The sequence below is a fragment of the Bradyrhizobium sp. GW821-FHT13H05 genome, from assembly GCF_058804065.1.
Window position 1 is genome coordinate 541,001 of the sequence record NZ_JBXAPO010000003.1, and the last position, 26,677, is coordinate 567,677.

Sequence of the window (26,677 nt, forward strand, 5' to 3'; positions counted from 1 at the left end):
ATCTCACCGGAACAATTGGGCATTGGCTCAATTTGCTGGTGGCGCGCCAGATCGCGGCGCAGGCTGCAAAACTGCCTCATTAAGGCGAGAGCTTTCCGAAACGACCGGTGAAGGGCGCTTCGGAGATAGCGCCATCGCCGGTGAACCCTGAACGGGAACAAGGTGCTGGCATGAATGAAGCCGTTATCCTGACGCCGGAGCGGATCCTCGAAGTCACCGAGGACGTCTTGCGGCGCTACGGACTTGCCAAGGCCACCGTGGTTGACGTTGCGCGTGCGCTCGATGTGAGCCACGGCAGCGTCTATCGCCATTTCCCGAGCAAGGCTTCGTTGCGCGAGGCCGTCGCCAAGCGCTGGCTCGACCGCATCGACGCCCCGCTCTTGGCCATCGCCAAGGAGCAGGGCGCGGCGCCTGACAGGCTCGATCGCTGGCTGCGAACGTTGTTCGCCGCCAAGCGTTCGCGCGTGCTCGACGACCCCGAAATGTTCGACACCTATCTGACCCTGGCGCGCGAGGCCTGCGCGGCGGTCAAATGTCACAAGGACACCATGATCGACCAGATCGCGGCGATCCTGACCGATGGCGTGGCGCAGGGTGTGTTCGCCGTGGACGACGTCAAGACCACCGCGCGTGCGCTGTTCGATGCGACCGTCCGCTTCCACCATCCGGCCCATGCCGACGAGTGGAAGGATGCCGATTTGCCGGCGCGCGTCGATGCGACGCTCGCCCTGGTGCTGCGCGGATTGAAGGCGTAGACCTCGGCTGTTTCCGTCATGGCCGGGCTCGTCCCGGCCATCGTCCGGCTACACTCCCACTAGATCCTCGTCAGCCCGCAACTCGCCGCCAGCCGTACCAGCTGCGCATCCGTGCGCGCGCCGGTCTTGGTCTTGATCAGATAGTGATAGTTCTGCACCGTCTTCACACTCAAATTGAGATGCGTCGCGATCTGCTCGGTGGTGGCGCCGCCTGCGAACTGGCGCAAAATCTCGATCTCGCGCTCGCCCAGCTGATCCAGTGCAGAGCCCGCTGACAAACTGTCCTCGGCCAGAATATGCGCGATGTCGTCGCTCATGGCGCGTTCGCCGCGGGCGACGCTGCGGATCGCGTTCACGACGGCTGACGGTTCGCTGCTCTTGGTAACGAAACCGCTCGCACCGGCGCCGAAGGCGGCTTTCACCAGCACCGCCTCGTTGTGCATGGTGAAGACGAGGATGCGCGCCCGTGGACTGCGCGCGCGGATGTTGCGGATCGCTTCCAGCCCGCTCGCGCCGGGCATCGAGATATCCAGCAGGACGACATCAGGGTCGTGCGCCTTGAAGGCACCATAGGCATCGGCGGCGTTGTCGGCTTCCGCCACGACATGCAGATCGCCCTGGCTCTCCAGCACGCGCCGGTAGCCTTGCCGGACGATCGGATGGTCGTCGACCAGCAGCACGGAGATGCCTGTTGCCGCGACATCGCTCATGTCGGTCTCACGCGGCAAGCGGGATGGTGGCAGCGACGCTGAGGCCACCTCGCGCGGGGAGGATCGACAGCGATCCGCCGGCCGCCGCGACGCGTTCGCGGATGCCGGTGAGCCCGAAGCCGGTCGACTGTGCGACGCGCTCCGCATCGCCGCCACCGTCGTCCTCGACGCGGATCAGAAGCGCATCGTCTTCGCCCGCGCGCCGCTCGACGCGCAACGAGATTTCGCGCGCCGTGCCGTGCCGGACCGCATTGGTCAGGCATTCCTGCGCGACGCGATAGGCGGTCGTGGCAGCCGGTCCGCTGATGTCGGTGAGATCGCCCCTGAGATCGAGCTGAATCGTCGGCCGCGCCGCGCTCTGCGAGCGCCAGCTGTCGACGAGATTGACGAGGCTGGCCTCGAGCCCGAGCTCCTCGGGCAGGGGATTGCGCAGGCGCTTGAGCGCATCGCGTAGCGAGGCCATCAGATGATGGGTGGCCTGTGAGATCATGCGCGCGTCCTGCGCGATGCCGCTGTCTTTACTCTCCTTGGTGCTCGCCGTCTCGATCGTGTTGGCGAAGGCGAGGATGGCGGAGAGGTTTTGCCCGAACTCGTCGTGCAGCTCGCGGGCGAGCGCGCGGCGTTCATCGCCGCGGATCTCGATCAGGCGCCGCGTCAGCGCCGCGCGCTGTTCGGTCGCTTCCTCCAGCCGGCCGCCGAGTTCACCAACGGCGTTGCCGATCATCGCAAGCTCCATCGAACGGAAGCGCGGCAGTTTTGTGCGATATTGCCCGCGCGCCATGCGCTGGAGCGCGGCGACGATGGTGCGCGCCGGAGCCAGCGCATGGGCGATGGCGAGCGAGGCCAGCAGGGCGATCGCCGCCGCCATCAAAAGCGCGACGTCGATGACGTTGAGGATGTATTCCCAGGCGAGCGAGATCGCCGCTGTGGCATCCGGCGTCGCGACGACGGTCCCGGCCGTTGCGGCGCGCGGACTGACCGGCCGCACCACCTCGGCGTGGCTGCCGAGGAAGATCGGCACGATGGAGGCGAACCAGCGCGGCGGTGCCTTGCCCAGCCCCTCGCTCTGGCCGCAGAGCGGCTTTTCGAATGCGATGGCCGGCTGGAACTCGACGCAGACGCCGGGCGAGATCAGCTTCATCGTCTCCAGCGTGCGCCACTCCGGAACCGGCAAGAGCTGCTCGCGCGTCCTGCTGCTGCGCAACAAGAACTCGTGCCAATACAGCGCCTGAAGCGCCTGCGCGACCCGCTGCGCCGAGGCCGCGGTCGCCCGGTCGACGCTGCGATAGGCGTCGAACGTGGCCCACACGGTCGCTGCTCCCAGGCACAGCACCACGATGAGAAGCAGACGGGCGACAAGCTGAAGCACGAGGCGCATGCGATCACCCTCAACGTTTGCTAAGGTCAGCCTAACAACGCCGCCGCGCCTTGCCAATTGCAGGGAATGGCAGGATTGCAGCTCGGGCAAATTTCCCAAGCCGGATTGGGCATGGGTCTTTGGACCGGGCGTGGCGGCTTTGATCTAATCGGGGTGGAATAAGGCCAGGAGCAGCGCAGCATGAGTTCGATGACGATTGGACCGATGGCCCGGCAACCAGCCGACCCGTCCGAGCGCAGCGCATTGCTGTTCTGGATGATCTTCACCGGGCTTTCGGTCTTCGCCGTCGTGCTGCTGTGGCGCTTCGGCCTGATCCGTCTGATGCTGACCTCGGACCGGACCTACATTTCCAGCGTGATCGCGCTGCTGTATGTGCTTACCTGCGGCCACTGCTTCCTGCGCACGCGGGCGATTGCGCGTGAAGGCGCGGCGGCCCAGCGCTGCCGGGCAGTCCTTGCGGCGCCCGACGGCAGCAAGGTGCTCGATGCAAGCGCGACCGCGCTGCCGCGCGGGCTGGTGCGGGATCATATCGACAGCCTGGTGACCAAGGCCGCTGCGCAGGATTACCGGCCGGTCGACCAGACGCTGCTGCTGCGAACGCTGGCCGACCGTCTGCGCGGCTCCAACGGCTTCGGCGCCTTCGTCTCGGATACGCTGATGAAGCTCGGCCTGCTCGGCACCATCATCGGCTTCATCATCATGCTGGCGCCGATCGCGGGGCTGGATGCCGCCGACAAGGTCGCGATGCGCTCTTCGATGGGGCTGATGAGCGACGGCATGGCGGTCGCCATGTACACGACGCTGGCGGGCCTGGTCGGCTCGATTCTGGTCCGCATCCAGTACTACATGCTGGATGCCGCGACCCAGAGGGTGTTTTCGGATGCGGTGGTCCTGACCGAGACCTATGTGACGCCGGTCCTGGAGCGCAAAGGCGCCGGAACCCCGTCATGATGGATGATTTCGGTCTCTACCCGCGCGAGGAGCCGTTCGATCCGCTAGGCGTGATGCTGTTCAAGGCGCTCCAGGTGATCGCTTTCCTGTTCTTTCTCGCGCTGCTCGCGATCTCCCCGGATGCGAAAGACGGCAAGATCGACTCCAAGGCGGAGTTCATGATCACGCTGGACTGGCCGGACAATCACCCTGACGATCTCGACCTGTTCGTGCAGGACCCCGCCGGCAACATCGCCTGGTATCGCCACCGCGAGGCCGGCTTCCTGACGCTCGACCGCGACGACCGCGGCGGGGCCAACGACTTCATCATGGTCAACGGCAAAAAGATCGCCTCGCCCATCCGCGAGGAGATCGTCACCGTGCGCGGCATCGTCGCCGGCGAATACACCGTCAACGTCTCGCATTTCGTGGCCACGACCGGCGAGCCGGTGACGGCCAATGTGAAGGTGCAAAAGCTCAATCCGACCGCGCAGGTGGTCTTCGACAACAAGTTCACGCTCGACCACACCGGCGACGAGAAGACGGCGGTGCGGTTCCGGCTCGATGCGGAAGGCAAGGTCGTCAACGTAGACCAGCGGCCGAAATCGCTGCTTGAGACGTTCCGCAGCAGCTGGCGCAACGGCGCCGATCTCGACCCAAGGACCGGTGTGAGCAAGAACGCTGCGAGGGTGCGCCGTGACTAGCCTGCAAACCGTCATCCTCACGCTGTCGGTGGCCTATGCCGTAATCGGCGCGCTGCTGCTGGTCGTGCTGGTCTATGCGCGTCTGCACTGGTCGTTCAAGGCGGTCGCGGTGGTCGTGACCAGCGCCTTCTATGTCGTCAGTTTCTCGGAGATGCGCGGGCTGCTCGGCTGGGCCAGCACGGATAGATTGCCCGCGTCCTTCAAGCTGCTGAAGGCCCGCATCGTCGAGCCGCATTCGCTGGAGGGCGATCCCGGCTCGATCTATCTCTGGGTCGAGCAGCTGGATGAGGACAATCGCCCGAGCGGCATCCCCCGGGCGTTCCGCGTGCCCTACAATGACAGGCTGGCCGACAAGACCCATGCCGCGGAGAACGAGATCGCGCTCGGACATCCGCAGGGCGGCCGCGCCGCGGATTTTGGCGGCGGCGACGGCAGTCTCATCGACATGGTCCGGGAATATGTGACGCCCAAGACGATCATGGAGACCACCGGCGGCGATTCCTCGACCGGCGAGTTCGTGGCTCCACCGGCCGGCGCGCAAGGCGCGGTGTTCACCCCGATTCCGCCGCCCCGGATGCCGCCGAAGGACGAGCAATAGGGTCTTCACCATCGCGGCAGAGCCGTGCTGGTAAACCGTCCCACGCTGGCGCATCTTCTTGACCTCCCTCAATTTGGCCTTATCGGCTTCCAATAAGAATTTGAGGGTGGAGGGTGCGTGCTTCTCGCGGTTTTCTCGGATATCCACGGCAACCGGCAGGCGTTCGAGGCCTGCCTGAAGCTTGCCCGTGCGAAAGGCGCGGAGCGGTTCATCCTGCTCGGCGACTTCGTCGGTTATGGTGCCGATCCGGAATGGGTCGTGGATACCGCGATGGAGCTGGTCGCCCAGGGAGCCGTTGCGGTGCGCGGCAACCATGATGAGGCGGTCAACAACACGACCGAAAGCATGAATGCCGAGGCGCAGATCGCAATCGAATGGACCCGCGGCCGGCTCGACATTGCGCAGCGGCGGTTCCTGGCCGAATTGCCGATGCTGGTGCAGGACAGCGATCGCCTGTTCGTGCATTCGGAGGCCTCCAGCCCCCAGCGCTGGACCTATGTTCGTTCGACCGCGGACGCCGCCAAGAGTCTGATATCGACGCCCGCCCACGTCACCTTCTGCGGCCACATCCACCGGCCCGCGCTCTATTCGATGTCGGTGACGGCGAAGATGACGAGCCTCGTGCCCAAGACCGATGTCTCTGTCCCGCTGCTGCGCGGGCGGCAATGGCTTGCGGTGCTCGGCTCGGTCGGCCAGCCCCGCGACGGCGATCCCTCCGCGGCCTTCGTGCTGTTCGACACGGTCTCGTGCCAGATCACCTATTGCCGCGTGCCCTATGACATCGCGGGCGCGGCGAACAAGATACGTGAGAACGGCCTGCCACCCTGGCTCGCCGACCGGCTGTCGCAGGGGCGCTAGAGGCCGATGCCGAAACCCCTGGTCAAGTCAGGCGCGCAGATCGACGGCTACACCATCGGCGAATGCGTCCATGCCGGCGGCATGGCGACGTTGTGGACGGTGACCCATCCCGGCATCGACGTGCCGCTGCTGATGAAGATTCCGCGGGTGTCTGAGGGCGAGGACCCCGCCGCGATCGTCTCTTTCGAGATGGAGATGATGATCCTGCCGCGGATCGCAGGCCCGCACATACCCTCGTGTTTCGGCACCGGCGATTTCGCTCACCAGGCCTATGTCGTGATCGAGCGCATTCCGGGCACCACGCTCTACAAGCGGTTGCCGGATTTGCCGCTGCCTTACGAGGAGGCGCGGCTGCTGGTGTCGAAGATCGCCGCCGCGCTGGCCGATCTGCACCGGCAGAACGTGATCCATCACGACATCAAGCCGAGTAGCATCATGTTCCGCGAGAGCGGCGAGGCGGTGCTGATCGACTACGGCCTGTCGCATCACAACCATCTGCCTGATCTGTTGCAGGAGGAGTTTCGCCTGCCTTACGGCACCGCGCCTTACATGGCGCCGGAACGGCTCTTGGGCGTGCGCGACGATCCGCGCAGCGACCTGTTCTCGCTCGGCGTGCTGCTCTATTTCTTCACCACAGGCGAGCGTCCGTTCGGCGAGGGCGAGACGTTGCGCGCGATGCGGCGCAGACTGTGGCGCGATCCGCATCCGCCGCGCAAGCTTCGCGCCGACTATCCGCTCTGGCTCCAGGAGGTGGTGCTGCGCTGCCTCGAGATCGAGCCGGAGTGGCGCTATCCGACCGCGTCCCAGCTCGCCTTCGATCTCGCCCATCCGGACCAGGTCAGGCTCACGACGCGCTCGGAGCGGATGAAGCGCGATCCGCTCGGCATCGCCTGGCGGCGCCGCTTCAACCAGGGCGTCATGCAGCCGCGCGCGAAGGCCGATGTCGCGGCTCAAATCGCATCGAGCCCGATCATTGCGGTTGCGCTCGACACGGTGGAAGGTGCGGCGGAACTGAACGAGGCGCTGCGCGTCACCACCGAGCGCATTCTGGCGACGCTGCCCTCGGCACGGCTCGCCTGCGTCAACGTGCTGAAGCTGAACCGTATCGCCATCGACAAGACGCTGGACGAGGAGGGCTCCAACAAGCATATCGACCGCCTGGTCGCGCTCCGGCATTGGGCGACGCCGCTCAAATTGGATGAGAGCCGGCTGACGGTTCATGTGCTGGAGGCGATTGATCCCGCGGCGGCGCTGCTGGAGTTTGCCGAGATGAACTCGGTCGACCATCTCATCGTCGGGGCGCGGCAAAATTCGTTCAGGCGTACCTGGCTCGGCAGCGTCTCGGCGAAGGTGGCCGCAGAGGCGACCTGCACCGTCACCGTGGTGCGGCCGCCGCGGATGGCTGCGGCGAAACCAGACGCCGGCGTGGTGTGGGGCTAGAGCGTTTTCGAGCGAAGTGGAAACCGGTTCGCGTAAAGAAAACGCGTCAAAACAAAAACCTGGAGCCTTTCCCGTTCCGATTCTATCGGGACGGGAAAGGCTCCAGGAAAGATCAGGCCGCGTGCGCGGTGTGGCCGGTGCGCTTGCGGCGGATGGGCCAGGAGAATTGCGGCCCGGGCTCGCCGTGATCCGCGCTGCCGCCGAAATACTGGATGATCTCGCGGCAGGGCTCGCAGTTGAACAGGTTACGCGACGCGGATGCCTTGGTCATTTCCTTCAGGCAGTTCGGGCAGTGCGGTTTCATCAGCTCAAGTCCGGAAAAGAATTTCAATGCCGGCGCGGTGACCGGAACGGGTGATCCAGGTCCGCCGTCTCGGCGCCGGGATCGTCGCGCATCTCGCCTTCGGTCCGTTCGAGCCGGCCGAAGAAATAGTCGAGGTCCGGATGCGGGCGCCGCGGGATGCGGCACCTGCGCTTCGGCTGACGTTTCACGATTGCGATCCGCATGGGCGTCAAGCCCGGAAGCGGTCGCGACGGAGGTTACGCGCCGAACGCGCCGGGACCTGCACCGGTCCGGTCGATGGGCCAAACACAACAAACGCACAAAAACCGATCCACAACGCCACGCCAGTCCAAACCAGGGTCGTCGTCATGATGTGCTCCCGCGAAAACAGGCAGGAATCACTTGCAGTGATTTGCGCGAATCAGGGAAGCCCGGAGGAGTACGGACCTACGTTGCAATTTTAGGCATTGCGCGGCGAAACGCCCCGTAAGAACCGCAGATTTGCGGGCGCCGATGTGGCCTTCAGATCGCTTCGCCGCGTGCGCCCGCGGCGGCGTTGCGGATCGCGGCAATATTGTTCTTGTAGGCTTCCTGCGTGCCGCCTTTGAACACGGAGGTGCCGGCGACGAAGGCGTTCGCACCGGCCGCGGCCAGGGGACCCGCGACGTCGGGGCCGACGCCACCATCGACCTCGATGTCGATCGGACGTCCCGCCGTCATCGCGCGAATGTCGCGGATCTTGCCGATCGCGGAGGGGATGAAGGCCTGGCCGCCGAAGCCGGGATTGACCGACATCACCAGCACGAGGTCGACGAGGTCGATGACGTATTCGAGCACGCTGATCGGCGTGCCCGGATTGAGCGAGACGCCGGCCTTCTTGCCGAGTGCGCGGATCGCCTGGAGCGAGCGGTGCAAATGGGGACCCGCCTCCGCATGGACCGTGATGTGGTCGCAGCCGGCCTTCGCGAAGGCCTCGAGATAGGGGTCGCAGGGCGAGATCATCAGATGTGCGTCGAAGATCTTCTTGGTGTGCGGGCGCATCGCCTTGATGACGTCGGGGCCGTAGGAAATGTTCGGGACAAAATGCCCGTCCATCACGTCGAGATGGATCCAGTCGGCGCCGGCGGCATCCACCGCGCGCACCTCTTCGCCGAGCCTGGAGAAATCCGAAGCCAGGATCGAGGGCGCGATGGCCAGGGGGCGGGGGGCGAAGGCTTGGGTCATGGCGCTGTTTCCCGTGGCGGCCGAACGACGACTGGGCCTCGCCTAACATGGGCCTCCGTGGCGGGCAATGCAGGAGCGGCGCGCTTCCTGTGGGCGGAAATTTCTGCCGCGACCGGCATGAATTGCCGGTGTTCCCGAGCCCGGCAAAGCGCGGCGAATGCGGATTTCATTGAGCTTTTCGCGCTGGCACGTCGCTTGCTGACTTCACTCCCAGAGCATTGACCGCGGCATGCCGCATCGGTTGGAGTTGTGCAATGTTGTTCGCCCTTGGTGCCGTCTCGAGCGCACTTGATGCGATCCAGTCGCTGACGAACTCGAAATCGTCCTCGTCGACCCAGAAGACGGGGTCTTCGCAAAGCGCGCCGACCAATCCGTTTGCGATCGACAGCAGCAGCAACAGCACGAGCGGCGGCGCGACCTCGTCGGTCAATTCAGGCAATTGCGCGCAGATTGCGCCGGAGACGATGAGCGCGTTGATCGCCGCGCAGAGCCAGTCGTCGGACGCGACCGGCAGCGCCACGACCTCGACCTCGTCGAGTTCGACCTCCTCGACGTCGACGAGCCGGGACGCGGCGCTGAAGGACCTGTTCTCGCAGATCGATGCGGACGGCGACGGCAACATCACCAAGTCCGAATTCGAGAACGCGCTCGGCGCCGGCGGCACCAACACCGCGCAGGCCGACGACGTGTTCTCGAAGATGGATTCGAATTCCGACGGCAGCGTCAGCCTCGACGAGATGTCGAAGGCGCTGAAGAGCGGTCACCACGGCCACCATGCTCATAGCGCGAGCGGTTCGGGCGATACCTCTGGCAGCGGCTCGGATTCGTCCTCGTCGTCGTCGAGCGGCGGGTCGACCTCGACCACGACGACCGCCGCAGACGGCTCGACCACCACCACCGTCACCTATGCGGACGGTTTCAAGATGTCGACCACGGTCCCCGGAGCCTCCAGCTCTTCGAACGGATCGGGCGCCGGCAATTCGGCCTACGATCTGTTTGCGCAGTTGATGCAGCGGCAAGGCGGGCAGGGGCAAGGCGCCTCAGCGGCTGCCGGCTCGTCCATGTCGATGAGCGTGTGACGCCTAACCTCTCCCGGCGAATGAAGCTGTCATGCCCCGGCTTGTCCGGGGTATCGACTACGCCGCGGCCTCTCGGTCCAATCAGGTCTGTCTCTGGACTACTGGATCGCCCGGTCTTCGCCGGGCGATGACAGCCGACGTGTGGTAGGAGGCGCGCTCACGCCGCCCCGAACCGGTCCTTCCACGACGGCAGTGCACCGGGGAACGGCAACGCCGTTGCGTTGTAGACGCCCCGCGCGATCGCGCGCGCGACCACGTTGGCGGCGATCGTGCCGAGCTCGGTGAGGCCGACCAGCGGCTCGATCGGCTTCTCGCAGGTCGCAGCCGCAAACAGCACGTCGCCGTCGGTCGGTGCATGCACCGGATAGATCGCGCGGGCGAAGCCGGTGTGGGCGATCATCGCCAGCCGCTTGGCCTGGGGTTTGGTCAGCACCGCATCGGTGACGACGGCGCCGATAGTGGTGTTTTCGCGTGCGCTCGCCGCGGGACCACCCTTGATGCGCATGCGCAGCATGTCCTCGGTGAATTTGTCAGGCAGGCCGCGTCCGCCGAATTCGCCGTCCAGCTCGAACGGCGCTGCCCAGAACCACGGCCCGTTGCCGACGGTGACACTGCCGACCGCGTTGACAGCGACGATTGCCGCGACCTTCACGCCATCAGGCGTCACCGCCGAGGCCGAGCCGAGCCCGCCCTTGCACGTCGCGGTGGTGGCGCCGAGGCCGGCGCCGACGCTGCCGATCGCGAAGTCCGTGCCGGCGGCGGCGGCCGCGGCGTAGCCGAGGTCGCGATAGGGCGAGAAGCGTCCCCACGCCTTGTCGCCGCCATTGAGGAGATCGAACAGGATCGCGCCCGGCACGATCGGGATCAGCGCTTCGCGAACCCGGTAGCCGCGGCCCTGCTCGGCGAGCCAGGCCTGCACACCGCCGCCGGTATCGAGGCCAAAGGCGGAGCCGCCCGACAGCGCGATCGCATCGACCCGCTCGACCGTGTTGGCGAGGTCGAGCAGGGCGTCTTCGCGGGTGCCCGGTCCACCGCCGCGCACGTCGATTGCCGCGACGGCCGGCTGGTCGAACACGATCGCGGTCGCGCCGGTACCGATTTTCGCATCTTCGGCATGGCCGACGCGGACGCCGGCGATATCGGTCAGCAGGTTCTTCACGGCGACGATTCCTTCACGCTCGGTTTGCGATGCGACGGGCTGCATTATCCGTCGGCGGATGTGCCCGTCAACGGCGACGGCTGAACGCGCAATCCTGGCTTGACGCTGCAGTCAGGCTCGAACAATCTAAGGATGTTGCGAGACGACTGCGCCAGCCGTCCATGGGATGGAGTCTTCAGGATGCTGACTTGTCTGGTCGATGCACTGCGCTATTTGTTGCCTGCGATCAGCTTCATCGGCCTCGTGGTCGGGGGCATCGCCTACGTCACGAACCAGCCTTATCGCGACGAGATCGACCATGCGCTCAAGGGTGGTGTCAAAGTTCCGGAGCGAATGCTGCCGCGGGGCTATAATGCCGAGCAGTTTCGGGAGGTGAAGGAGCAGCTCCGCAACGCGCCCGCCGGTGATCGGCAGACGCTGCTCGATGTCTATGTCAGCCCGGTCCTGTACTGGAACGATATCGTGTTCGCAGTGGCGATAGCGGTGTTCTCGGCCTCGCTCTGGCTGTGGGCCCTGCTGCAGTTCGAGCCAGCAGGCTTTGTGAAGTGGCTCGTGATCGTCTTCGCCGTCAGCAGCGTGGTGTACGGCATTGTCGATGTGGCCGAGGATGTCATGCTCGCCCGGTTGTTCGGCCAGTCCACGGTCTCCGACAATGAGGTAGGCCTTGCGAGTGCGCTGACGCAGGCCAAGATGGTCAGCATGGTCGTTTCCGCCGCCGGTGGGCTTGCCTTTTCCGTGCTGCAAGTATTGACGCCGCACAAGACGTTCGAGCGGGTCAACTCGCCAGCGCCGTCCTGAGCATCTTGGCGAGCTCGGACTTGCGGTAGGGCTTTGCCAGCAGCAGCACGCCGGAATCGAGCCGGCCGTGATGGACGATGGCATTTTCCGTGTAGCCCGAGGTGAACAGCGTCTTCAGGTCGGGGCGCCGCCGGGCCGCCTCGTCGGCGAGCTGGCGGCCGTTCATGGCGCCCGGCATGATGACATCGGTGAAGAGCAGATCGATTTCCCTGTCGGCATCGATTATGACGAGGGCTTCGGCCGCATTGGCGGCTTCGAGTGCGGCGTAGCCGAGGCTCTTGACCTGGGTCACGACATACTGCCGCACCAAAGCGTCGTCCTCGACGATGAGGATCTTCTCGTCGCCGCCAGTGACGGGCGCGTTCTGGAGCGCCTCGTACTCGGTCTCTTGCACGCCCGTCGAGCGCGGAAGGTAGATCTTCACGCTCGTGCCGTGGCCTTCCTCGCTGTAGATCTTGATGTGCCCACCGGATTGCTTGACGAAGCCGAACACCATGCTGAGGCCGAGGCCGGTACCCTTGCCGACCTCCTTGGTGGTGAAGAACGGATCGAACACCCGGTCGATCAGCTCAGCGGGAATTCCGCTGCCGGTGTCGCTGACCGCGATCATCACGTAATTGCCGGCGACGACGTCGGGGTTCATGCTGGCATAGCCGTCGTCGAGGAAGACGTTGCGGGTCTCCAGCACCAGGGTGCCGCCGTCGGGCATGGCGTCGCGCGCGTTGAGCGCGAGATTGAGGATCGCGGTGGAGAGCTGGCCCGGGTCGACCAGGGTCGGCCAGGCGTCCTCGGTCAGCTGCGGCATGATGGTGATCTGCTCGCCCAGCGTCGGATGCAGCAGCTTGGCGGCCTCGAGCGCCAGCGCATTGACGTCGATCTCGCGCGGCTGGAGCGGTTGCTTGCGGGCGAAGGCAAGCAGATGCTTGGTCAGCTGCGCGCCGCGCTCGGCGGCATCGTCGATCAGCTTGGTGATGGCGGCAAGCTCGGGCCGGTCGGCCACGGCATCCGCCAAGATGCCGATCGTGCCGGTGATGACGGTCAGCACGTTGTTGAAGTCGTGGGCGACACCGCCGGTCAACTGGCCGATCGAGTCCATTTTCTGGACCTGCCTGAGCTGGGCCTCGGCGGCCTGCTTTTCGGTCAGGTCGCGGCCGATGAAGAAGTGGCGCTTCACGGGCTCCGACCAGGTGCCCATCCAGTTCAGTGTCACCTCATGCCCGTCGCGGTGGTAGTAGCGCGCCTCGAAGCTGCGCTTGACCGCGCCGCGCCGCGCCGCGCGCATCTCGCCCCGGGTCTTCTCGAGATCGTCGGAGTGAATGAACTCGGTCGCGCTGTGCCCAACCATGTCGTCCGGACTATAGCCGAGAATGGCGGTGACGCTGGGGCTGACCTGGATGAAATTGCCAAATCCGTCGGTGACAAGGATCAGGTCCTGCGAGGTCTCGAAGATGCGTTGGCGCTCCTCGATCTCGCGATTAAGCGCCGATTCCGTTCGCTTGCGTTCGGTGATGTCGCGGGCCACCTTGGACGCGCCGATGATCTTGCCGTCGGTCGCCCGCAGCGGCACCTGGCTCAGCACGACGTCGATGGGCTGACCGTTCTTGTGCAGCCGTATCGCCTCCTGCTGGTCGATGACCTCGCCGTTGCGGGTGCGGGCCAGATTCTCGGCAACGTCGTCACGCTGATCGTCCGGCATGATGATGTCGATGGGGCGGCCGACTGCCTCGTCGGCCGAGTAGCCGAAGACGCGCTCGGCCGCGCTGTTCCAGGTCGTAATGGTGCCGTCGAGCGACTTGGTGATGATGGCATCGTTGGAGGATTCGACGACGGCGGTGAACAGCCGCTCGCGCTGGACATGATAATCCCGTTCCGCGTCAGATCGGCGCTTCAATGCGTCGACCATGCCCGCCGTCTGCGCCTGCAGGCGGACATTCTCGATCAGCAGCACCGCGAGCACGAAGGTCGCCGCGCAGAGGCCGTAGAGGCGGCCGGCATAGAAGCCGAGATCGAAGCGGGCGACGTTGACGATCGCCGAGAGCGCGATGTCGAACAGCCAGGCGCACATCACCACCATGAGCCAGACGTCGATCACCGAATGCGGCTTGCGGAACCAGAGCGAGACGAGCGCGGCAAAGCTCAGCGACCAGACAAAGGAGACGACGCCGATCATGGTCGGCGAGTAGTGGCCGTCGCGCAGCAGGACCGGAAGCAGATCGTGCTGGGCGGTGACGATCCAGGCGAAGATGGCCATGGCAACGATGACGCCGCACACGCTGGCATAGATTGCCTTCGTCGTCGTGCCGCGGATCCTGGCGCCACCATCGGCCTCCTTCTGCCAGGCATAGCCCAGCACGAACAGCGGGAAGCCGGTGTGCCAGATCATGTAGAGCCAGACCGTGGTCTGCCGGCCCGCGCCGAAAAGCCCGGCTGGCGTGAAGAGACCGGGGAAGGTGAGAGCATGAACCACCGCCGCCGCGGCGGTGAACAGATAGCCGGTCGCGAGCCACAGCAACGCCCGGGTCCGCAGGACCGCAAACTGCGACAGCAGCAGCACCGCGGTCACGATATCGCTCACGGCGAGGGCCGCTTGATAGCTCGCGACGAAGGCGGGGACGGGCGGGAGCGGGGTACCGGCGAAGGGAACGGCGAATGCGAACAGGAGCGAGGACAGGCCGACGATCGCCAATGCCGCAGTGCGGTCGGTCGCGGTGGCCGGCAGGGTCGAAAGGAAAGTGCTTCGGTCGATCGTCGCGGGCACGTCCACCTCTTGCAGGCCGGTCTTCGCCATCTTTGCAGACTTCATCGGGATCCCCGCCGTCCTTGCTCCATGGTAGCGGGTTCTGGGCTCGCATCCTGAACGCTGCGGCCGCGACTCAACCGAAGGTTACAGCTTACTTAATTTTGGTGGGAACACGGAATAGGGATCGGGTAAGATGCGCTTTACTGGACGGTGCCATAATGCCCTTCCGCCGTCGTGGGTTCCAGGTTTGAATCATCCGATTTTGATATCAATATCCGGGAGTTGTTCCCAATGCCCCGCGTTCTCATCATCGACGACCAGAAGGACGTCCGCGCGATGGTCGCGATTGTGCTTCGGGTCAATCATTTCGAAGTCGTAGAGGCGGAAAGCGGCGCCGCCGGGCTGAAAGCCTTCGACGACGGCCCGTTTGACGCGGCGATCGTTGATATTTTCCTTGGCGACACCAGCGGCGTCGACGTCATCGCGAGCCTGCGCGAACTCGCGCCGGCGCTTCCTGTCATTGCGGTGTCCGGAATGACAACACTGGATTTCATGGAACAATCGCCTCACCTCGCCAACGTGGTGTGCCTGCAAAAGCCGTTTCGGCCGAACGATCTGCTGCAAGCGCTCCGGAAGGCCCAGGCCGCTGCAGGCGGCGAGCTGCCCGCAGCCGTCTGACCCTTGCCGCAAGACAAAACGCCCCGGGGCATGCCCGGGGCGTGGTGATGATTGGATCGCAGCTGAGGCCCGCAAGCGTCAGGTGCCGTTGCCCTTGATCTCCGCGTAGCCGCCCTTGGCGTCCCATTTGTAGACGACGTAGTCGAGCTGCTTGATGTCGCCCTTGGCGTCATACTCGATCGGGCCGATCACGGTGTCCCACTTGCCGGCCTTGATCGCCGCCATGACCTTCTTGGCGTCGGTGGTGCCGGCCTTCTTGGCCGCCTGCGACCAGACCTGCATCGCCGCATAGGTGTAGAGCGTGTAGCCTTCGGGGTCGATGTTCTTGGCCTTGAAGGCGTCGACGATCTTCTTCGCGGTCGGCTTGTTGCGCGGATCGGGGCCGAAGGTGAACAGCGTGCCTTCGCCGGCGGGGCCGGTGATGGAGGCGTACTCCTTGTCGGCGAGTGCGTCGCCGGCCATCAGGATGGTCTTGAGGCCCTGGTCGCGCATCTGACGCAGGATCAGGCCGCTCTCCTGATGGTAGCCGCCGACATAGACGAGATCGATATTGTCACGCTTCAGGCGCGAGACGATCGCGTTGAAGTCCTTGTCGCCCTTGTTATAGGACTCGTACATCTTCTCGGTGATGCCGGCCTTGTTGAGCGCCTTCTTGGTCTCGTCCGCAAGACCCTTGCCGTAGGTGGTCTTGTCGTTGAGGATCGCGATGTTCTTGCCCTTGAAGTTCTTGGCGATGTACTGCGCCGCGACCAGGCCCTGCTGATCGTCGCGGCCGCAGACGCGCGCCACGTTCCAAAGCCCGCTGTCGGTGAACTTCGGGTTGGTCGAGGCCGGGGTAATCTGGAGCACGTTGCCGTCGGCATAGGCCTCCGAGGCGGGGATCGACGACGACGAGCAATAGTGCCCGGCGACGAACGGCATCTTCGCGCTGGCGATCTTCTCGGCGACCGAGCGTGCCTGCTTCGGATCGCAGGCATCGTCCTCGACGGAGAGCGCGAGCTTCTTGCCGTTGACGCCGCCGGCGGTGTTGATGTCAGCCACGGCCATCTCGGCGCCGTTCTTCATCTGGCGGCCGAAGGCGGATTCGCCGCCGGTCATCGGGCCTGCGACTGCGATCGTGACATCCTGCGCGAATGCCGCGCTCGACAGCGCGATCGACGCGCCGAATGCCAGACCGATGAGCTTCAGTGATTTCATGAGATACCTCGCGGGTGGTCGCCTGTGGACGTTGCCGGGCATGCCCGGTTCAAACCGGCGCCATTCTTGAATGAATTCGAGGAGAAGTCACCGGCAAAATACGGGCATTGGCGGAGATATCTCGCCACATTCCGCCGCATATGGCCCCACTCAGCCGTGCCGGCCGCCTTCCAGATAGGCGGCGCGAATCTCGGGGCGCTGCAGCAACTCGGCGCCGGTGCCGGCCAGCGTGATCAGGCCATTGACCATGACATAGCCGCGATGGGCGAGCTTGAGCGCGTGGTTGGCGTTCTGCTCGACGATCAGCACGGTCAGGCCGTCCTGCCGGTTCAGGGCGCGGATCGCATCGAAAATCTGGCGCGCGATCAGCGGTGCGAGCCCGAGCGAGGGCTCGTCCAGCAGGAGCAGGCGGGGACGGCTCATCAAGGCGCGGCCGATCGCCAGCATCTGCTGCTCGCCGCCGGAAAGCGTTCCGCCGCGCTGGGCGAAGCGTTCCTTCAGCCGCGGAAACAGCGAGAACACACGCTGGAGCGTCGCTTCGCGTTCCGCATCCGTGCATTCGGTGGCGTCCGCCCCCATCTGGAGGTTTTCCGCCACGCTCATGCGCGGGAAGATGCGCCGGCCCTCCGGCGATTGCGCGATGCGCAGATGCGCGATCTCGTGGGTGGGAACATCGGTGATGTCGCGGCCTTCGTACAGGATCTGGCCGGCACGGGCGCGCGGCTTGCCGAAGATCGTCATCATCAGCGTCGACTTGCCGGCGCCGTTGGCGCCGATCAGCGCCACGATCTCGCCGGCATTGATCTCGACGTCGACGCCCTTCAGCGCCTCGATCTTGCCGTAGGCGGCGCGAAGGCCGCGGATCGCGAGCAGGGGATTGGGCGACGTCACGACCCGCTCTCCATCACGGCCACGGCTTCGTCCTCGTCGGTGCCGAGATAGGCGGCGATCACCTTGGGATCGTCGCGGACCGCGCGCGGTGATCCTTCCGAGATCTTGACGCCATGGTCCATCACCACGATGTGGTCGGAGATCTCCATCACCACCGACATGTCGTGTTCGATCAAAAGGATCGAGGTGCCGAGCTCGTTGCGGATCGAGAGCAGCAGCTCGCTCAGAGCGGCGCTCTCGCGCGCGTTGAGGCCGGCGGCGGGCTCGTCCAGGCACAGCAGCGCAGGTTCGGTGCACATCGCGCGCGCGATTTCGAGCCGGCGCTGGTCGCCATAGGCGAAATTGCCGGCGGCATCGTCGGCGCGGTCGAGCAGGTTGACCCGCCTGAGCCAGTCGGTGGCGAGATCGATCGCGCGCTGCTCGGCATCGCGATAGCTGGGCGCGCCGATCAGGCCGAGGAAGGTGAGGCCGGAGGCCCGCATCAGGGCGTTGTGCTGCGCCACCATCAGGTTTTCCAGCGCGGTCATGCCTGGAAACAGGCGGATGTTCTGGAAGGTGCGCGCCACCTTGGCCTGCTTGGCGATACGAAAATCGTTCAGCTTCTCCAAGGCGATCGTCCGGCCGTCGTCATGGGTCAGGCGAATGGTGCCGCCGCTCGGCTTGTAGAAGCCGGTGATGCAGTTGAAGACCGTGGTCTTGCCGGCGCCGTTCGGCCCGATCAGCGCGGTGATCTTCTTTCGCTCGGCCGAGAGCGACAGGTCCTGCACGGCGACGATGCCGCCGAAGCGCATGGTCAGCCGGTCGACGCTGAGAATGGTGTCGCCGCTCATCCGTGCCCTTCCTTGACGAGGTCGGAGGAGATCGCCTGCGCCTTGGTCAGATACACGGTGGGGGCACGGTGGCCGATCAGGCCGCGCGGCCGCCAGATCATGATCAGCACCATCGCCATGCCGAACACCAGCATGCGGTAGGTCTCGAGGCTGCGGAACAGCTCGAAGCCGCCGATCATGGCGAGTGCGGCGAGCGCCACGCCGAGCTGCGAGCCCATGCCGCCGAGCACGACGATGGCGAGCACCAGCGCCGATTCCTGGAAGGTGAAGGATTCCGGGCTGATGAAGCCCTGGCGGGTCGCGAAGAACGCGCCGGCAAAGCCGCCGAACATCGCGCCGGTCGCAAACGCCGTGAGCTTCGTCGTCGTGGTGTTGATACCGAGCGCGCGGCAGGCGACCTCGTCTTCGCGCAGCGCCTCCCAGGCGCGGCCGATCGGCAGGCGGCGCAGGCGGATCGTCACCCAGTTGGTGAGCAGCGCCAGCGCCAGGATCAGATAGAACAGGAAGACGATGCGGTGGGTCGGCGAGTACTCGATGCCGAGTTTTGCGGCCAGCCCGTCGTCGCTGTTGTCGAGCGGGATGCCGAAGAAGGAGGGGCGGGGTATGCTGGAGACGCCGTTGGGACCGCCGGTGAGCTCCTGCCAGTTGATGATGACGAGGCGGATGATCTCGCCGAAGGCGAGCGTCACGATAGCGAGGTAGTCGCCGCGCAGGCGCAGGACGGGGAAGCCGAGCAGAACGCCCCAGAACGCGGCGAGGATGCCCGCCAGCGGCAGGCAGACCCAGAACGACCAGCCGAAATTGGTGGCGAGCAGCGCGTAGGAATAAGCACCCACCGCGTAGAATGCGACGTAGCCGAGATCGAGCAGGCCGGCGAGCCCGACCACCACGTTCAATCCCCAGCCCAGCATGACATAGGTGAGCACGAGGATCGCGAGATCGAGGATGTAGCGCTGGTCGTAGAAGATGACAGGCACCAGCAGCGTGAAGACCAGAAGGGCCGGCGCGAGATAGCGGCCGACGAACGACATGCCGCTCTGCACCGCCGGCGGAATGAGCTTCTCGGTGCCGGTCGGGCCGATCCATTGCCGCAACAGCTCGATCACGATCGAGCCGCCGAACACTGCGGCGACGAGAGCTGCGACCTCGCCGAAGCGGGTCCAATAGGTGAGCTGGCCGTCCGAGCCCGCCTCGGTGCGGATGCCGACCATCAGCGAGAACAGCACCAGCGCGATCAGGGCGTTGATGAAGGCGGTCTTCAGGAGGGCGGGAATGCCCGTTGCAGGTTTGGCCGTATTGGTCGGGGGAGCTGTCACGCGCGACCGTCAGACTTTTTCGACTTCGGGACGGCCGAGCAGGCCGGTCGGCATGAAGATCAGCACGACGATCAGGATCGAGAACGCGGCGACATCCTTGTACTCGACCGAGAAATAGGCCGACCAGAACGTCTCGATCAGGCCGATCGCAAGCCCGCCGAGCATGGCGCCCGGCAGCGAGCCGATGCCGCCGAGCACGGCCGCGGTGAAGGCCTTGATGCCGGCGACGAAGCCCATGAAGAAGTCGACCAGGCCGTAATAGAGCAGGTACATCAGGCCGGCGACCGCGGCGAGTGCCGCGCCGATCACGAAGGTCATGGAGATGGTGCGGTCGACGTCGACGCCGAGCAGCGCGGCCATGGTCTGGTCCTGCTCGCAGGCGCGCATGTCGCGCCCGAGCCGTGTGCGCGAGACCAGCCAGGTGAAGATCGCCAGCAGCACGATGGTGGTGATCACCACCATGATCTGAATGTTGGAGAGCTGGATCACGAAGCCGTCGGCGCTCTCATGCAGCGTATAGCCGCCGGTGATGAGGGGCGGGATCGGCTTGACCCGGGCGCCTTGCGCCACCTGCGAATAGTTGGTCAGCACGAAGGACATGCCGATCGCCGACAGCATCGGGGCAAGGCGGAAGGAATGCCGCAGCGGCCGGTAGGCGATCCGTTCGATGGTCCAGCCATAGAGCGCAGTGATCGCCATCGAGACCAGCAGCACCACGAGCAGGATCACCGGGATCGCGGTGAGGCCGGTCGAGATCAGGAGCAGGAAGGTGATCAGCGCAATGAAGCCGCCGATCATGAAGACGTCGCCATGGGCGAAGTTGATCATGCCGACGATGCCGTAGACCATCGTGTAGCCGATCGCGATCAGGCCGTAGATGGAGCCGAGCACGAGGCCGTTGATGAGCTGCTGGGCGAAATAATCCATAGACTGCCGTTACCCAAACTTGACGCGGCTCAAAGGGAGCTCTTGAGAGAGAGTTCTTGGGCCCCGGCAGCCCTTGAGCGTTCTCCTTGTTTTGTAACAGGAGGGAACTGGCGGCTGCAACTGGCCATGCCTCGGCATAATGGCTTGTACAGAACTCATTTGGTTACGGAGGTCATGTCGGGGTTCCGCAGGCGCGAGGAACCGGGTTCCGCGTAGCAACCAAATCCGATGCCGGTCGTTAGCTCCCCTCTGACGTCCAACAAGGGAGTTTCCCGAAATGACGAAGCAGCAGAACCAGAATCCGGGCCAGCAGACTCAGACCCCCGGCCAACAGCGCCCAAGTCAGCAGCCAGGGCAGCAGCAGGGCGGCGGCCAGAAGCCCGGACAGCAGCAGCAGAACGATCCGATGCGCCAGGGCGACCGGCCCGGCCATCAGCAGGGCGGCCAGCGCGGCCAGGACGACTAGTTAGGGAACCCAGGCGTGAAGAGTGAGCGGGCCCCGCCGAGAGGCGGGGCCTTTATCCTGGGCAACTGCTTTGACCGCGCCGCCGCCGGGGCGGTTAACGTAAACAAAGGGTTTAAATTGCCGCCACAGTCTGATGCGAGTTAGCTCCCCGCAAAGCCTTCCCTGGAAGGCGCGTGGCAGGCGAAGCGGGAAGCGGCATGTTCAGGAATTGGCGGATCGGCTCGGTCAACGGCGTGCTGCTGGCGGCCTATTTCATCCCGGTCTGGACGCTTGTGGCCTTCAACATCTTTGTCGCACCGGTGCACGGCCTCTACGAGCGCCCGAGCGTCGCCGTGGCGCTGTTCCTCAGTGATGATCTCCAGATGGCAGGGATGGACACGGTGCGTGCCGCCTGGCTGCTGGCCCTGGGCCGGCTGACCGTGGTGGCATTCTTTGCGATCTACCTCGCACTTCTGTGCCTTCCCCGAACCCGCAAGGGTGGCGGCAGCGACGAGGCGCTCGGCATTGCGCTGGCGATCGGCAGTGCGATCTCGTTTGCCAGCATGGTGATGGCCTCCAAGGTCGGCGAGATGGCCGCGCTCCGGCTGCACGCCACCGAGCTGCTGCTCCTGCTCGGGGCCGCCATCGTCGTGGTGATCGAGAAGCCCGCGGCGGCGCCCAAGATCATCCAGACGACCGTCGACGCCACCGCGCCGCTAGCTCTTGAGCAGGCCGAGCTCCTGCACAATCGCTGAGGCTTCCTTGACGGCGTGGTTCGCCGCCGGCACGCCGCAATAGATCGCCTGCTGGAGCAGGATTTCCTTGATGTCGTCGGGCGTGAAGCCGCCCTCGGCCAGCGCCGCGCGCACGTGCAGGCGGAATTCGTCCCATTGCCCTAGCGCGACCATGGTGCCGATGACGAGCACTCGCCGCGTGCGCTCGTCGAAATGCGGCCGCGTCCAGATCTCGCCCCAGGCGTAGCGGGTGATCATGTCCTGAAAATCGGTGTTGAACGCATTGCGGCCCGCGATCGACTTGTCGACCCAGGCATTGCCCAGCACCTTTCGGCGTACGTTCATGCCGGCGTCACGGCGCTTCTGGTCGTCCATGGGCATCCTCTGGTCAAAATGACGGTCACGCCAATCTAGCGTACCCCCGCCGCAGCCGACAGCCCGTTGAGGCGAGGCTCACGTCTTTCGGTGCCGTTCTATCTGCGGTAGTATCGGCCATTGCACGCGCCTGAGGCCTTCATTGCGAGGGAGTGAATTGCCATGGTCGAGACCGTCCCCGGCTATACTGTCATGTTCAACACGGCCGACGATTATCACGAGCTGAACGCGGGTGCGCACCGCAAGCCGCCAAAGGTGCTGAGCGCACCTGCGCTGGTGTGGCATCTGGCCTTCTGGACCAACTTTCAGGAGCCTGGGCGTGGTCGGGAACAGCCGGTCAATCCGGAATGGGCGCCGAACAAGCGGCCCAGGGAGATCAACAAGGCCCTCGACGGCTTCGTCCGGCAGCTCTGGATCGGGCTGGAAGCAAAGCTCGGCAGGCCGGTCGAGGTCACGCCTCGGATTGACGGCGTCAACCTGCTGTTCGGCAGCGCCTACCGCAAGCCACTGGACGACGACGTCAAAAAGGAGCTCACGCGGCGCCAGAACGACATCTTCGCGAGTACCAACCGCGTCGTCAGCCTGCAATTCGTCTGGCGATCGCTCGACGTCACGATCCGCTTCGAGACCCGGGACGAGTATTTCACGATGTCGGTCTTCGTCGAGCTCGATCGGCTGCGCAGCGGCAAGTCCACCGACATCGACGAGCTGAACGAGACGGTGGACCAGATCAAGGCCTATCTAAATCCGAGCCTGGCTCCCGTCCCGGCCCCCGCTAGCGGCGACCCGGCGTCGCCACCGCAGCCGGTCGACGATCTCATCAGGGACATCAACCGCTATGCGTTCCACAAATTCTGGCGCGACTTCGATGATGAGGTGCTGTCGCTTGGCGGAGCCTTCCGCGACGACGCTGTCTTTCAGAGGGTCTGCGCGGACTTTCGTGGCTTGATCGCCTCCGAGCAAACCGTGCGCTTTGCGGATGATCGCTTCTTCAAGTTCAACGGACCGCCGAGCTGGGGCGCCGAGGCCAAGCAGATGCTGCTGCCCCTGATCCAGCACCGCGTCCGTGCCGATCACACGCGCTACGAATGTGCCGTCAACTACATGCTCGACGGCCGCGCGCTGTATCTGAGCACGCTTGGTCCGCAATTGCCCGGGATTGCGGACGACGAGCGGATTCCCGTCGAGTTCATCGTCTATGCGCACCAGTGGGTCGACAACAGGACCGTGGTCAACAAGTGGCAGCTCGGGCGCCTGGTCAGCCAGATCCTCCAGCTTGGCACGTTCCGGCTATGTGCCCTCAAGGACGTCAAATGGCTGCACAATGCCGGGCTCGAGCTGGCCGCTCTGGAGGAGGCCACCCAGAGGGCGCGCCGCGCGATCGCGCGAACGGAGACATACGAGACGCGCGCGAGCCAGAACGCCCAGGTGACCGCGGCCGAGCGGAATCGTGCGGCCATGAACGAGATCGCCATGGCCCATAAACGGCTCAACAACATCACGGGCAGATTTCTGAGAAAGACCGGCAGCGGTCCGCTCTACCGGATTGAACGGTCCCGCTACTACGTGCGGCAGTTCGAGGACAATGTGAAGCTGTTGCGCATTCTGCGTCTCGAGGGCGATCAGCCCTATGACCAGTTCATCCGGCGCCGGCTGGGCCCCGAGTTCGATTTCATCGACCGGCTCGGTGTCCGCTACGAACGGGCAACGGCGAGCATTGTCAGTCTCGACCAGAACTACCTCTCGATCACGCAGAACTCGCTGGTGGAACGCGCCACCAAGATTGACGAGGACACGAATTCGATTCAGTCAGAGATCGGAGAAATCCAGCGTTGGGGTGAGTTCATCCTGCTCGCCGCCCTGGTGCCATATTATGTCTCCCACCTGTTCGTCTTGATCAAAGGCGAGCAATGGGCGGCAGCTTCGTCAGCGACTGAGCTGATCTGGTATTTCTTCATTTTGGTCGCAGCGCTTCGCATTGCCGTGCAGGTCCTGAAAACCTGGCTGTTGATTCCGGTCGCGGTCGTCCTTTGCAGCGCGGGGCTGACTTTGTCGGGCTTCTTCCTGATCGAACTCCGCAAGCCAGGGGCACACGCACCACCGAGCTCGGAGATTTCAACACATTCTGCTCCGAAATCGGCAGATCAAGACGTCGGGACGCGCGATCTGTTGCAGAATATCCTCGACGCTCAGCGAGAGCAGAAGCAGCTCACCAGTGAACAGCTAGACGTTCTCCGGCGGCTGCTGGCACCAGCGCAGGCGGACAATCCGGCAGAACCAAAGCCCGCGCCGTCGCAGCTTCCAGCGCAGCAGCCTTCCACCGAGCCGCGTTAGGAAAAATCAGCGCTGCGTCAGGAAGCCCACCACCGCGTCGGTGAATGCGTGTGGTTGCTCGACGTTCGAAATGTGGGCGGCGTCGATGATGGTCATGCTGGCGCCGGGAATGCTGGAGCGGATCAGCTCGCCTGCCGAGATCGGCGTCGCCATGTCGTGGCGGCCGGCGATGACCAGGGTCGGGCTCTTGATCTTGGGGAGCAGCTCGCGCTGGTCGAGCGTCGAGAGCGCCTCGCAGCAGGCGAGATACCCCTCGACGGGGGAGGCGAGCAGCATCGCCTTCATCTTCGCTGTGATGTCAGGTTCGCGCTCGCGGAAATCCTGCGTGAGCCAGCCTGCGATCACGGCATCGGCCACCGCGGCGATGCCGCCCTTCTTCACCGCGTCGATGCGTTCCAGCCATTTGGTCGGCTCGGCATAGTAGCAGGAGGTGTTGGCGAGGATGAGCTTGCCGAACCTTTCAGGCGCATTGGCGCCCAGCCATTGCCCGACCATGCCGCCCATCGACAGGCCGCACCAATGCACCTTCTCGATGTTGAGGTCGTCGAGGATCGCCAGCACGTCGCGGCCGAAGCGCTCCATCGTGTAGGGGGCGGGCGGCACGTTCGACTTGCCGTGGCCGCGGCGGTCGTAGCGGATGACGCGGAAGATCTGCGTCAGCGCCTTCATCTGCGGCTCCCACATCTGCAGCGTGCAGCCGAGCGAGTTGGAGAGCATCAAGGTCGGCCCGCCGTCGCGGCCCTCGACGGAGACGTTGATCAGGCAACCGTCGGCATCGATCATGGGCATGCTGGCGTCTCCGTTTTATTTCCGCTCAAGGCTGCTTTATTCGCGGTCGAGGCTGTCGAGCAGCCGGTTGATCAGGGCCTGGGAAGCCCCTTGATAGGCCATCGGCTCGAACAATGCCGCAATTTTCTCCGGCGGAAGATGCGCAGTGACCTGCGAATCGGCTGCGAGAATTTCGCGCAGATGCTTTTTCTCGGCAACCGCACGCTTGCTCGCGGCCTCGACCAGATGATGCGCATCGCTCTTGCCGATCTTATCGGCCAGCGCAAAGGTGACCGCTTCCGCCATGATCAGCCCATGCGTCGCATCGAGATTGCTGCGCATGCGCGCGGCGTCGACATCGAGCCCCTCGGCGATGTCGACGATGGCGGCAAGCGCGCCGGAGGTGACCAGCATCAATTGCGGCAGCGTCGGCCATTCCGCGTGCCAGGGGCCGGCGCTGCGCTCATGGTCCTGCACCTGGGCTGCAAAAATCGTCGCGGCGAGCTGCGGCGCCATGGTTGCACAGCCCAAAGCGCTCGCGGCTGCGACCGGATTGCGCTTGTGCGGCATGGTCGAGGAGCCGCCGCGGCCTTCGCCGGCGGGCTCGAACGCTTCGCCGACATCTGTCTGCATCATCAGCGAGACGTCGCGGGCGATCTTGCCGCAGCTGCCGGCGAGGATCGCGAAGGCCGAGGCTGCGTCGGCGATGCGGTCGCGGTGGGTGTGCCAGGGGGCCTCCGGCAGCGGCAAGTCGAGCTCCTGCGCCAATCGCTCGGCGACCGCGAGCCCCTTATCGCCAAGGGCCGCGAGCGTACCGGCCGCACCGCCGAATTGCAGTGCGAGGCCCTCGCGGCGTATCCGCCGCAGGCGGCAGCGTGCACGCGCAAGACTTGAGGCATATTCGGCGGCCTTCAGGCCGAACGGCATCGGCAGCGCATGCTGGAGCCAAGTCCGCGCCACCATCGCGGTGTTGCGATGGGCGCGCGCCAGTGCGGCAAAGCCCTTGATGGCGCGGCTGAGGTCGGCGTCCAGCGCATCGATGCCGGCGCGAAGGGTGAGCATGGTCGCGGTGTCGATGACGTCCTGGCTGGTCGCCCCCCAATGCACGTAGCGCGCAGCCTCCGCATTGGCCTTCGCGACGTTGGCGGTCAGCGCCTTGACCAGCGGAATGGCCAGGTTGCCCGATCGCGTCGCGGCCTCGGCCAGCGCGGCCAGGTCAAAGCTATCAGCCTTGCAGGCAGCCTCGACCGGGCCCACCGCGGACGCGGGAATCACACCAACGGCGGCCTCGGCCCGGGCCAGAGCTGCCTCGAAATCGAGCATGTTCTGGAGGGTGGACCAGTCGTCGCAGACGGCGCGCATGGCCGCGCTCGAGAGCATCGGCGCGAGCAGGGGGGAGAGGGCTGTGCTCATGTTGCGCGCGACCTAACCACCATGCCCCGGCTGTGCCAATCCCAAACCGTCCGCACAAGACTTTTTGCAGGTGCGAATATGCATTGCACGTGACCCGGGCCTGCCCTTTCCTT

Annotated in this window: 27 protein-coding genes; 12 read left to right on the plus strand and 15 right to left on the minus strand. The window is 65.0% G+C overall.

Annotation, left to right across the window (positions count from 1 at the left end):
- Positions 1–170 precede the first annotated feature (170 nt).
- Entirely contained in the window at positions 171–755 is a 585-nt protein-coding gene (locus AC1RR3_RS11430; protein ID WP_492822436.1) for a TetR/AcrR family transcriptional regulator, read from the plus strand.
- A gap of 59 nt (positions 756–814) precedes the next feature.
- Here the strand turns inward: AC1RR3_RS11430 and AC1RR3_RS11435 are convergent, their stop codons facing one another.
- Positions 815–1,465, minus strand: coding sequence for a response regulator (locus AC1RR3_RS11435; protein WP_492822438.1), 651 nt, complete (start codon positions 1,463–1,465; stop codon positions 815–817).
- Positions 1,466–1,472: 7 nt separating this feature from the next.
- Positions 1,473–2,843, minus strand: coding sequence for a sensor histidine kinase (locus tag AC1RR3_RS11440; protein ID WP_492822440.1), 1,371 nt, complete (start codon positions 2,841–2,843; stop codon positions 1,473–1,475).
- A 180-nt stretch (positions 2,844–3,023) separates the two neighbouring features.
- On the opposite strand from AC1RR3_RS11440, the gene AC1RR3_RS11445 reads away from it, so the two are divergent.
- The 5 genes from AC1RR3_RS11445 to AC1RR3_RS11465 all read left to right on the plus strand — a co-directional run bounded on the left by AC1RR3_RS11445 (position 3,024) and on the right by AC1RR3_RS11465 (position 7,373).
- Positions 3,024–3,794 (plus strand): MotA/TolQ/ExbB proton channel family protein, encoded by a 771-nt coding sequence (locus AC1RR3_RS11445; RefSeq protein ID WP_492822441.1) that lies wholly within the window; start codon positions 3,024–3,026, stop codon positions 3,792–3,794.
- A complete protein-coding gene (locus tag AC1RR3_RS11450; protein ID WP_492822444.1) occupies positions 3,791–4,477 on the plus strand; it encodes a DUF2135 domain-containing protein in 687 nt (228 codons plus the stop codon). Before AC1RR3_RS11445 ends, AC1RR3_RS11450 begins: the two co-directional genes overlap by 4 nt.
- Positions 4,470–5,075: a hypothetical protein gene (locus AC1RR3_RS11455; protein ID WP_492822445.1), complete on the plus strand. Its 606-nt coding sequence runs from the start codon at positions 4,470–4,472 to the stop codon at positions 5,073–5,075. Before AC1RR3_RS11450 ends, AC1RR3_RS11455 begins: the two co-directional genes overlap by 8 nt.
- A gap of 117 nt (positions 5,076–5,192) precedes the next feature.
- Complete coding sequence (locus tag AC1RR3_RS11460) at positions 5,193–5,933, plus strand: metallophosphoesterase family protein (protein WP_492822448.1); 741 nt, start codon at positions 5,193–5,195, stop codon at positions 5,931–5,933.
- Positions 5,934–5,939: 6 nt separating this feature from the next.
- Positions 5,940–7,373, plus strand: coding sequence for a serine/threonine protein kinase (locus tag AC1RR3_RS11465; RefSeq protein ID WP_492822449.1), 1,434 nt, complete (start codon positions 5,940–5,942; stop codon positions 7,371–7,373).
- Positions 7,374–7,485: 112 nt separating this feature from the next.
- Here AC1RR3_RS11465 and AC1RR3_RS11470 read toward each other — a convergent pair whose 3' ends face one another.
- The 3 genes from AC1RR3_RS11470 to rpe form a co-directional block, all read right to left on the minus strand.
- Positions 7,486–7,677: a hypothetical protein gene (locus AC1RR3_RS11470; RefSeq protein ID WP_008137570.1), complete on the minus strand. Its 192-nt coding sequence runs from the start codon at positions 7,675–7,677 to the stop codon at positions 7,486–7,488.
- Positions 7,678–7,700: 23 nt separating this feature from the next.
- On the minus strand, positions 7,701–7,865 hold the full coding sequence (locus AC1RR3_RS11475) for a hypothetical protein (protein ID WP_492822452.1): 165 nt from the start codon (positions 7,863–7,865) through the stop codon (positions 7,701–7,703).
- 313 nt (positions 7,866–8,178) lie between these two features.
- Positions 8,179–8,880 carry a ribulose-phosphate 3-epimerase gene (rpe, locus tag AC1RR3_RS11480; protein WP_492822454.1) on the minus strand — a complete coding sequence of 234 codons (702 nt, stop codon included), beginning with the start codon at positions 8,878–8,880 and terminating at the stop codon, positions 8,179–8,181.
- A gap of 254 nt (positions 8,881–9,134) precedes the next feature.
- Between rpe and AC1RR3_RS11485 the strand changes: the two genes are divergently transcribed.
- Complete coding sequence (locus AC1RR3_RS11485; protein ID WP_492822456.1) at positions 9,135–9,959, plus strand: EF-hand domain-containing protein; 825 nt, start codon at positions 9,135–9,137, stop codon at positions 9,957–9,959.
- 157 nt (positions 9,960–10,116) lie between these two features.
- Here AC1RR3_RS11485 and AC1RR3_RS11490 read toward each other — a convergent pair whose 3' ends face one another.
- Complete coding sequence (locus AC1RR3_RS11490) at positions 10,117–11,118, minus strand: P1 family peptidase (RefSeq protein ID WP_492822458.1); 1,002 nt, start codon at positions 11,116–11,118, stop codon at positions 10,117–10,119.
- Between the two features lie 180 nt (positions 11,119–11,298).
- Between AC1RR3_RS11490 and AC1RR3_RS11495 the strand changes: the two genes are divergently transcribed.
- A complete protein-coding gene (locus tag AC1RR3_RS11495) occupies positions 11,299–11,916 on the plus strand; it encodes a hypothetical protein (protein ID WP_492822460.1) in 618 nt (205 codons plus the stop codon).
- Here the strand turns inward: AC1RR3_RS11495 and AC1RR3_RS11500 are convergent.
- Complete coding sequence (locus tag AC1RR3_RS11500; RefSeq protein WP_492822462.1) at positions 11,894–14,719, minus strand: PAS domain S-box protein; 2,826 nt, start codon at positions 14,717–14,719, stop codon at positions 11,894–11,896. The genes AC1RR3_RS11495 and AC1RR3_RS11500 overlap by 23 nt on opposite strands.
- A 228-nt stretch (positions 14,720–14,947) precedes the next feature.
- Between AC1RR3_RS11500 and AC1RR3_RS11505 the strand changes: the two genes are divergently transcribed.
- Positions 14,948–15,334, plus strand: a complete 387-nt coding sequence (locus tag AC1RR3_RS11505; RefSeq protein ID WP_492823147.1) for a response regulator — start codon at positions 14,948–14,950, stop codon at positions 15,332–15,334.
- A 78-nt stretch (positions 15,335–15,412) separates the two neighbouring features.
- Here the strand turns inward: AC1RR3_RS11505 and AC1RR3_RS11510 are convergent, their stop codons facing one another.
- The 5 genes from AC1RR3_RS11510 to AC1RR3_RS11530 form a co-directional block, all read right to left on the minus strand.
- Entirely contained in the window at positions 15,413–16,531 is a 1,119-nt protein-coding gene (locus AC1RR3_RS11510; RefSeq protein WP_492822464.1) for a branched-chain amino acid ABC transporter substrate-binding protein, read from the minus strand.
- A gap of 150 nt (positions 16,532–16,681) precedes the next feature.
- Positions 16,682–17,422: an ABC transporter ATP-binding protein gene (locus AC1RR3_RS11515; protein ID WP_492822466.1), complete on the minus strand. Its 741-nt coding sequence runs from the start codon at positions 17,420–17,422 to the stop codon at positions 16,682–16,684.
- On the minus strand, positions 17,419–18,252 hold the full coding sequence (locus tag AC1RR3_RS11520) for an ABC transporter ATP-binding protein (protein WP_492822468.1): 834 nt from the start codon (positions 18,250–18,252) through the stop codon (positions 17,419–17,421). The genes AC1RR3_RS11515 and AC1RR3_RS11520 overlap by 4 nt, the downstream gene beginning before the upstream one ends.
- Positions 18,249–19,568 (minus strand): high-affinity branched-chain amino acid ABC transporter permease LivM, encoded by a 1,320-nt coding sequence (gene livM / locus AC1RR3_RS11525; RefSeq protein WP_492822470.1) that lies wholly within the window; start codon positions 19,566–19,568, stop codon positions 18,249–18,251. Before livM ends, AC1RR3_RS11520 begins: the two co-directional genes overlap by 4 nt.
- Positions 19,569–19,577: 9 nt before the next feature.
- Positions 19,578–20,495, minus strand: coding sequence for an ABC transporter permease subunit (locus AC1RR3_RS11530; protein WP_492822472.1), 918 nt, complete (start codon positions 20,493–20,495; stop codon positions 19,578–19,580).
- A gap of 277 nt (positions 20,496–20,772) precedes the next feature.
- Here AC1RR3_RS11530 and AC1RR3_RS11535 point away from each other — a divergent pair, with 277 nt between their 5' ends.
- Together AC1RR3_RS11535 and AC1RR3_RS11540 are read left to right on the plus strand one after the other, a co-directional pair.
- Complete coding sequence (locus AC1RR3_RS11535) at positions 20,773–20,961, plus strand: hypothetical protein (protein ID WP_492822474.1); 189 nt, start codon at positions 20,773–20,775, stop codon at positions 20,959–20,961.
- A gap of 197 nt (positions 20,962–21,158) precedes the next feature.
- Positions 21,159–21,695: a hypothetical protein gene (locus AC1RR3_RS11540; protein ID WP_492822476.1), complete on the plus strand. Its 537-nt coding sequence runs from the start codon at positions 21,159–21,161 to the stop codon at positions 21,693–21,695.
- Here the strand turns inward: AC1RR3_RS11540 and AC1RR3_RS11545 are convergent.
- The gene (locus AC1RR3_RS11545) at positions 21,657–22,049 is read right to left on the minus strand and encodes a carboxymuconolactone decarboxylase family protein (protein ID WP_039152041.1); all 393 of its coding nucleotides are present in this window, start codon (positions 22,047–22,049) and stop codon (positions 21,657–21,659) included. The two genes, AC1RR3_RS11540 and AC1RR3_RS11545, sit on opposite strands and share 39 nt — an antisense overlap.
- A 162-nt stretch (positions 22,050–22,211) precedes the next feature.
- Between AC1RR3_RS11545 and AC1RR3_RS11550 the strand changes: the two genes are divergently transcribed.
- A complete protein-coding gene (locus AC1RR3_RS11550) occupies positions 22,212–24,383 on the plus strand; it encodes a hypothetical protein (RefSeq protein ID WP_492822479.1) in 2,172 nt (723 codons plus the stop codon).
- Between the two features lie 6 nt (positions 24,384–24,389).
- Here AC1RR3_RS11550 and pcaD read toward each other — a convergent pair whose 3' ends face one another.
- Together pcaD and AC1RR3_RS11560 are read right to left on the minus strand one after the other, a co-directional pair.
- Entirely contained in the window at positions 24,390–25,172 is a 783-nt protein-coding gene (gene pcaD / locus AC1RR3_RS11555) for a 3-oxoadipate enol-lactonase (RefSeq protein WP_492822481.1), read from the minus strand.
- Between the two features lie 36 nt (positions 25,173–25,208).
- Complete coding sequence (locus tag AC1RR3_RS11560; protein WP_492822482.1) at positions 25,209–26,564, minus strand: 3-carboxy-cis,cis-muconate cycloisomerase; 1,356 nt, start codon at positions 26,562–26,564, stop codon at positions 25,209–25,211.
- Positions 26,565–26,677: the final 113 nt, after the last annotated feature.

Bases quoted from the DNA above. Each gene is read 5' to 3' on its own strand.
- AC1RR3_RS11530 (WP_492822472.1), bottom strand. From the start codon at position 20,495: ATGGATTATTTCGCCCAGCAGCTCATCAACGGCCTCGTGCTCGGCTCC.
- AC1RR3_RS11520 (WP_492822468.1), bottom strand. From the start codon at position 18,252: ATGAGCGGCGACACCATTCTCAGCGTCGACCGGCTGACCATGCGCTTC.
- AC1RR3_RS11505 (WP_492823147.1), top strand. From the start codon at position 14,948: ATGCCCCGCGTTCTCATCATCGACGACCAGAAGGACGTCCGCGCGATG.
- AC1RR3_RS11435 (WP_492822438.1), bottom strand. From the start codon at position 1,465: ATGAGCGATGTCGCGGCAACAGGCATCTCCGTGCTGCTGGTCGACGAC.
- AC1RR3_RS11550 (WP_492822479.1), top strand. From the start codon at position 22,212: ATGGTCGAGACCGTCCCCGGCTATACTGTCATGTTCAACACGGCCGAC.
- AC1RR3_RS11510 (WP_492822464.1), bottom strand. From the start codon at position 16,531: ATGAAATCACTGAAGCTCATCGGTCTGGCATTCGGCGCGTCGATCGCG.
- AC1RR3_RS11450 (WP_492822444.1), top strand. From the start codon at position 3,791: ATGATGGATGATTTCGGTCTCTACCCGCGCGAGGAGCCGTTCGATCCG.
- AC1RR3_RS11440 (WP_492822440.1), bottom strand. From the start codon at position 2,843: ATGCGCCTCGTGCTTCAGCTTGTCGCCCGTCTGCTTCTCATCGTGGTG.
- AC1RR3_RS11495 (WP_492822460.1), top strand. From the start codon at position 11,299: ATGCTGACTTGTCTGGTCGATGCACTGCGCTATTTGTTGCCTGCGATC.
- AC1RR3_RS11535 (WP_492822474.1), top strand. From the start codon at position 20,773: ATGACGAAGCAGCAGAACCAGAATCCGGGCCAGCAGACTCAGACCCCC.
- AC1RR3_RS11430 (WP_492822436.1), top strand. From the start codon at position 171: ATGAATGAAGCCGTTATCCTGACGCCGGAGCGGATCCTCGAAGTCACC.
- AC1RR3_RS11445 (WP_492822441.1), top strand. From the start codon at position 3,024: ATGAGTTCGATGACGATTGGACCGATGGCCCGGCAACCAGCCGACCCG.
- AC1RR3_RS11485 (WP_492822456.1), top strand. From the start codon at position 9,135: ATGTTGTTCGCCCTTGGTGCCGTCTCGAGCGCACTTGATGCGATCCAG.
- AC1RR3_RS11545 (WP_039152041.1), bottom strand. From the start codon at position 22,049: ATGGACGACCAGAAGCGCCGTGACGCCGGCATGAACGTACGCCGAAAG.
- AC1RR3_RS11500 (WP_492822462.1), bottom strand. From the start codon at position 14,719: ATGAAGTCTGCAAAGATGGCGAAGACCGGCCTGCAAGAGGTGGACGTG.
- AC1RR3_RS11560 (WP_492822482.1), bottom strand. From the start codon at position 26,564: ATGAGCACAGCCCTCTCCCCCCTGCTCGCGCCGATGCTCTCGAGCGCG.
- AC1RR3_RS11540 (WP_492822476.1), top strand. From the start codon at position 21,159: ATGTTCAGGAATTGGCGGATCGGCTCGGTCAACGGCGTGCTGCTGGCG.
- AC1RR3_RS11465 (WP_492822449.1), top strand. From the start codon at position 5,940: ATGCCGAAACCCCTGGTCAAGTCAGGCGCGCAGATCGACGGCTACACC.
- rpe (WP_492822454.1), bottom strand. From the start codon at position 8,880: ATGACCCAAGCCTTCGCCCCCCGCCCCCTGGCCATCGCGCCCTCGATC.
- pcaD (WP_492822481.1), bottom strand. From the start codon at position 25,172: ATGCCCATGATCGATGCCGACGGTTGCCTGATCAACGTCTCCGTCGAG.
- AC1RR3_RS11470 (WP_008137570.1), bottom strand. From the start codon at position 7,677: ATGAAACCGCACTGCCCGAACTGCCTGAAGGAAATGACCAAGGCATCC.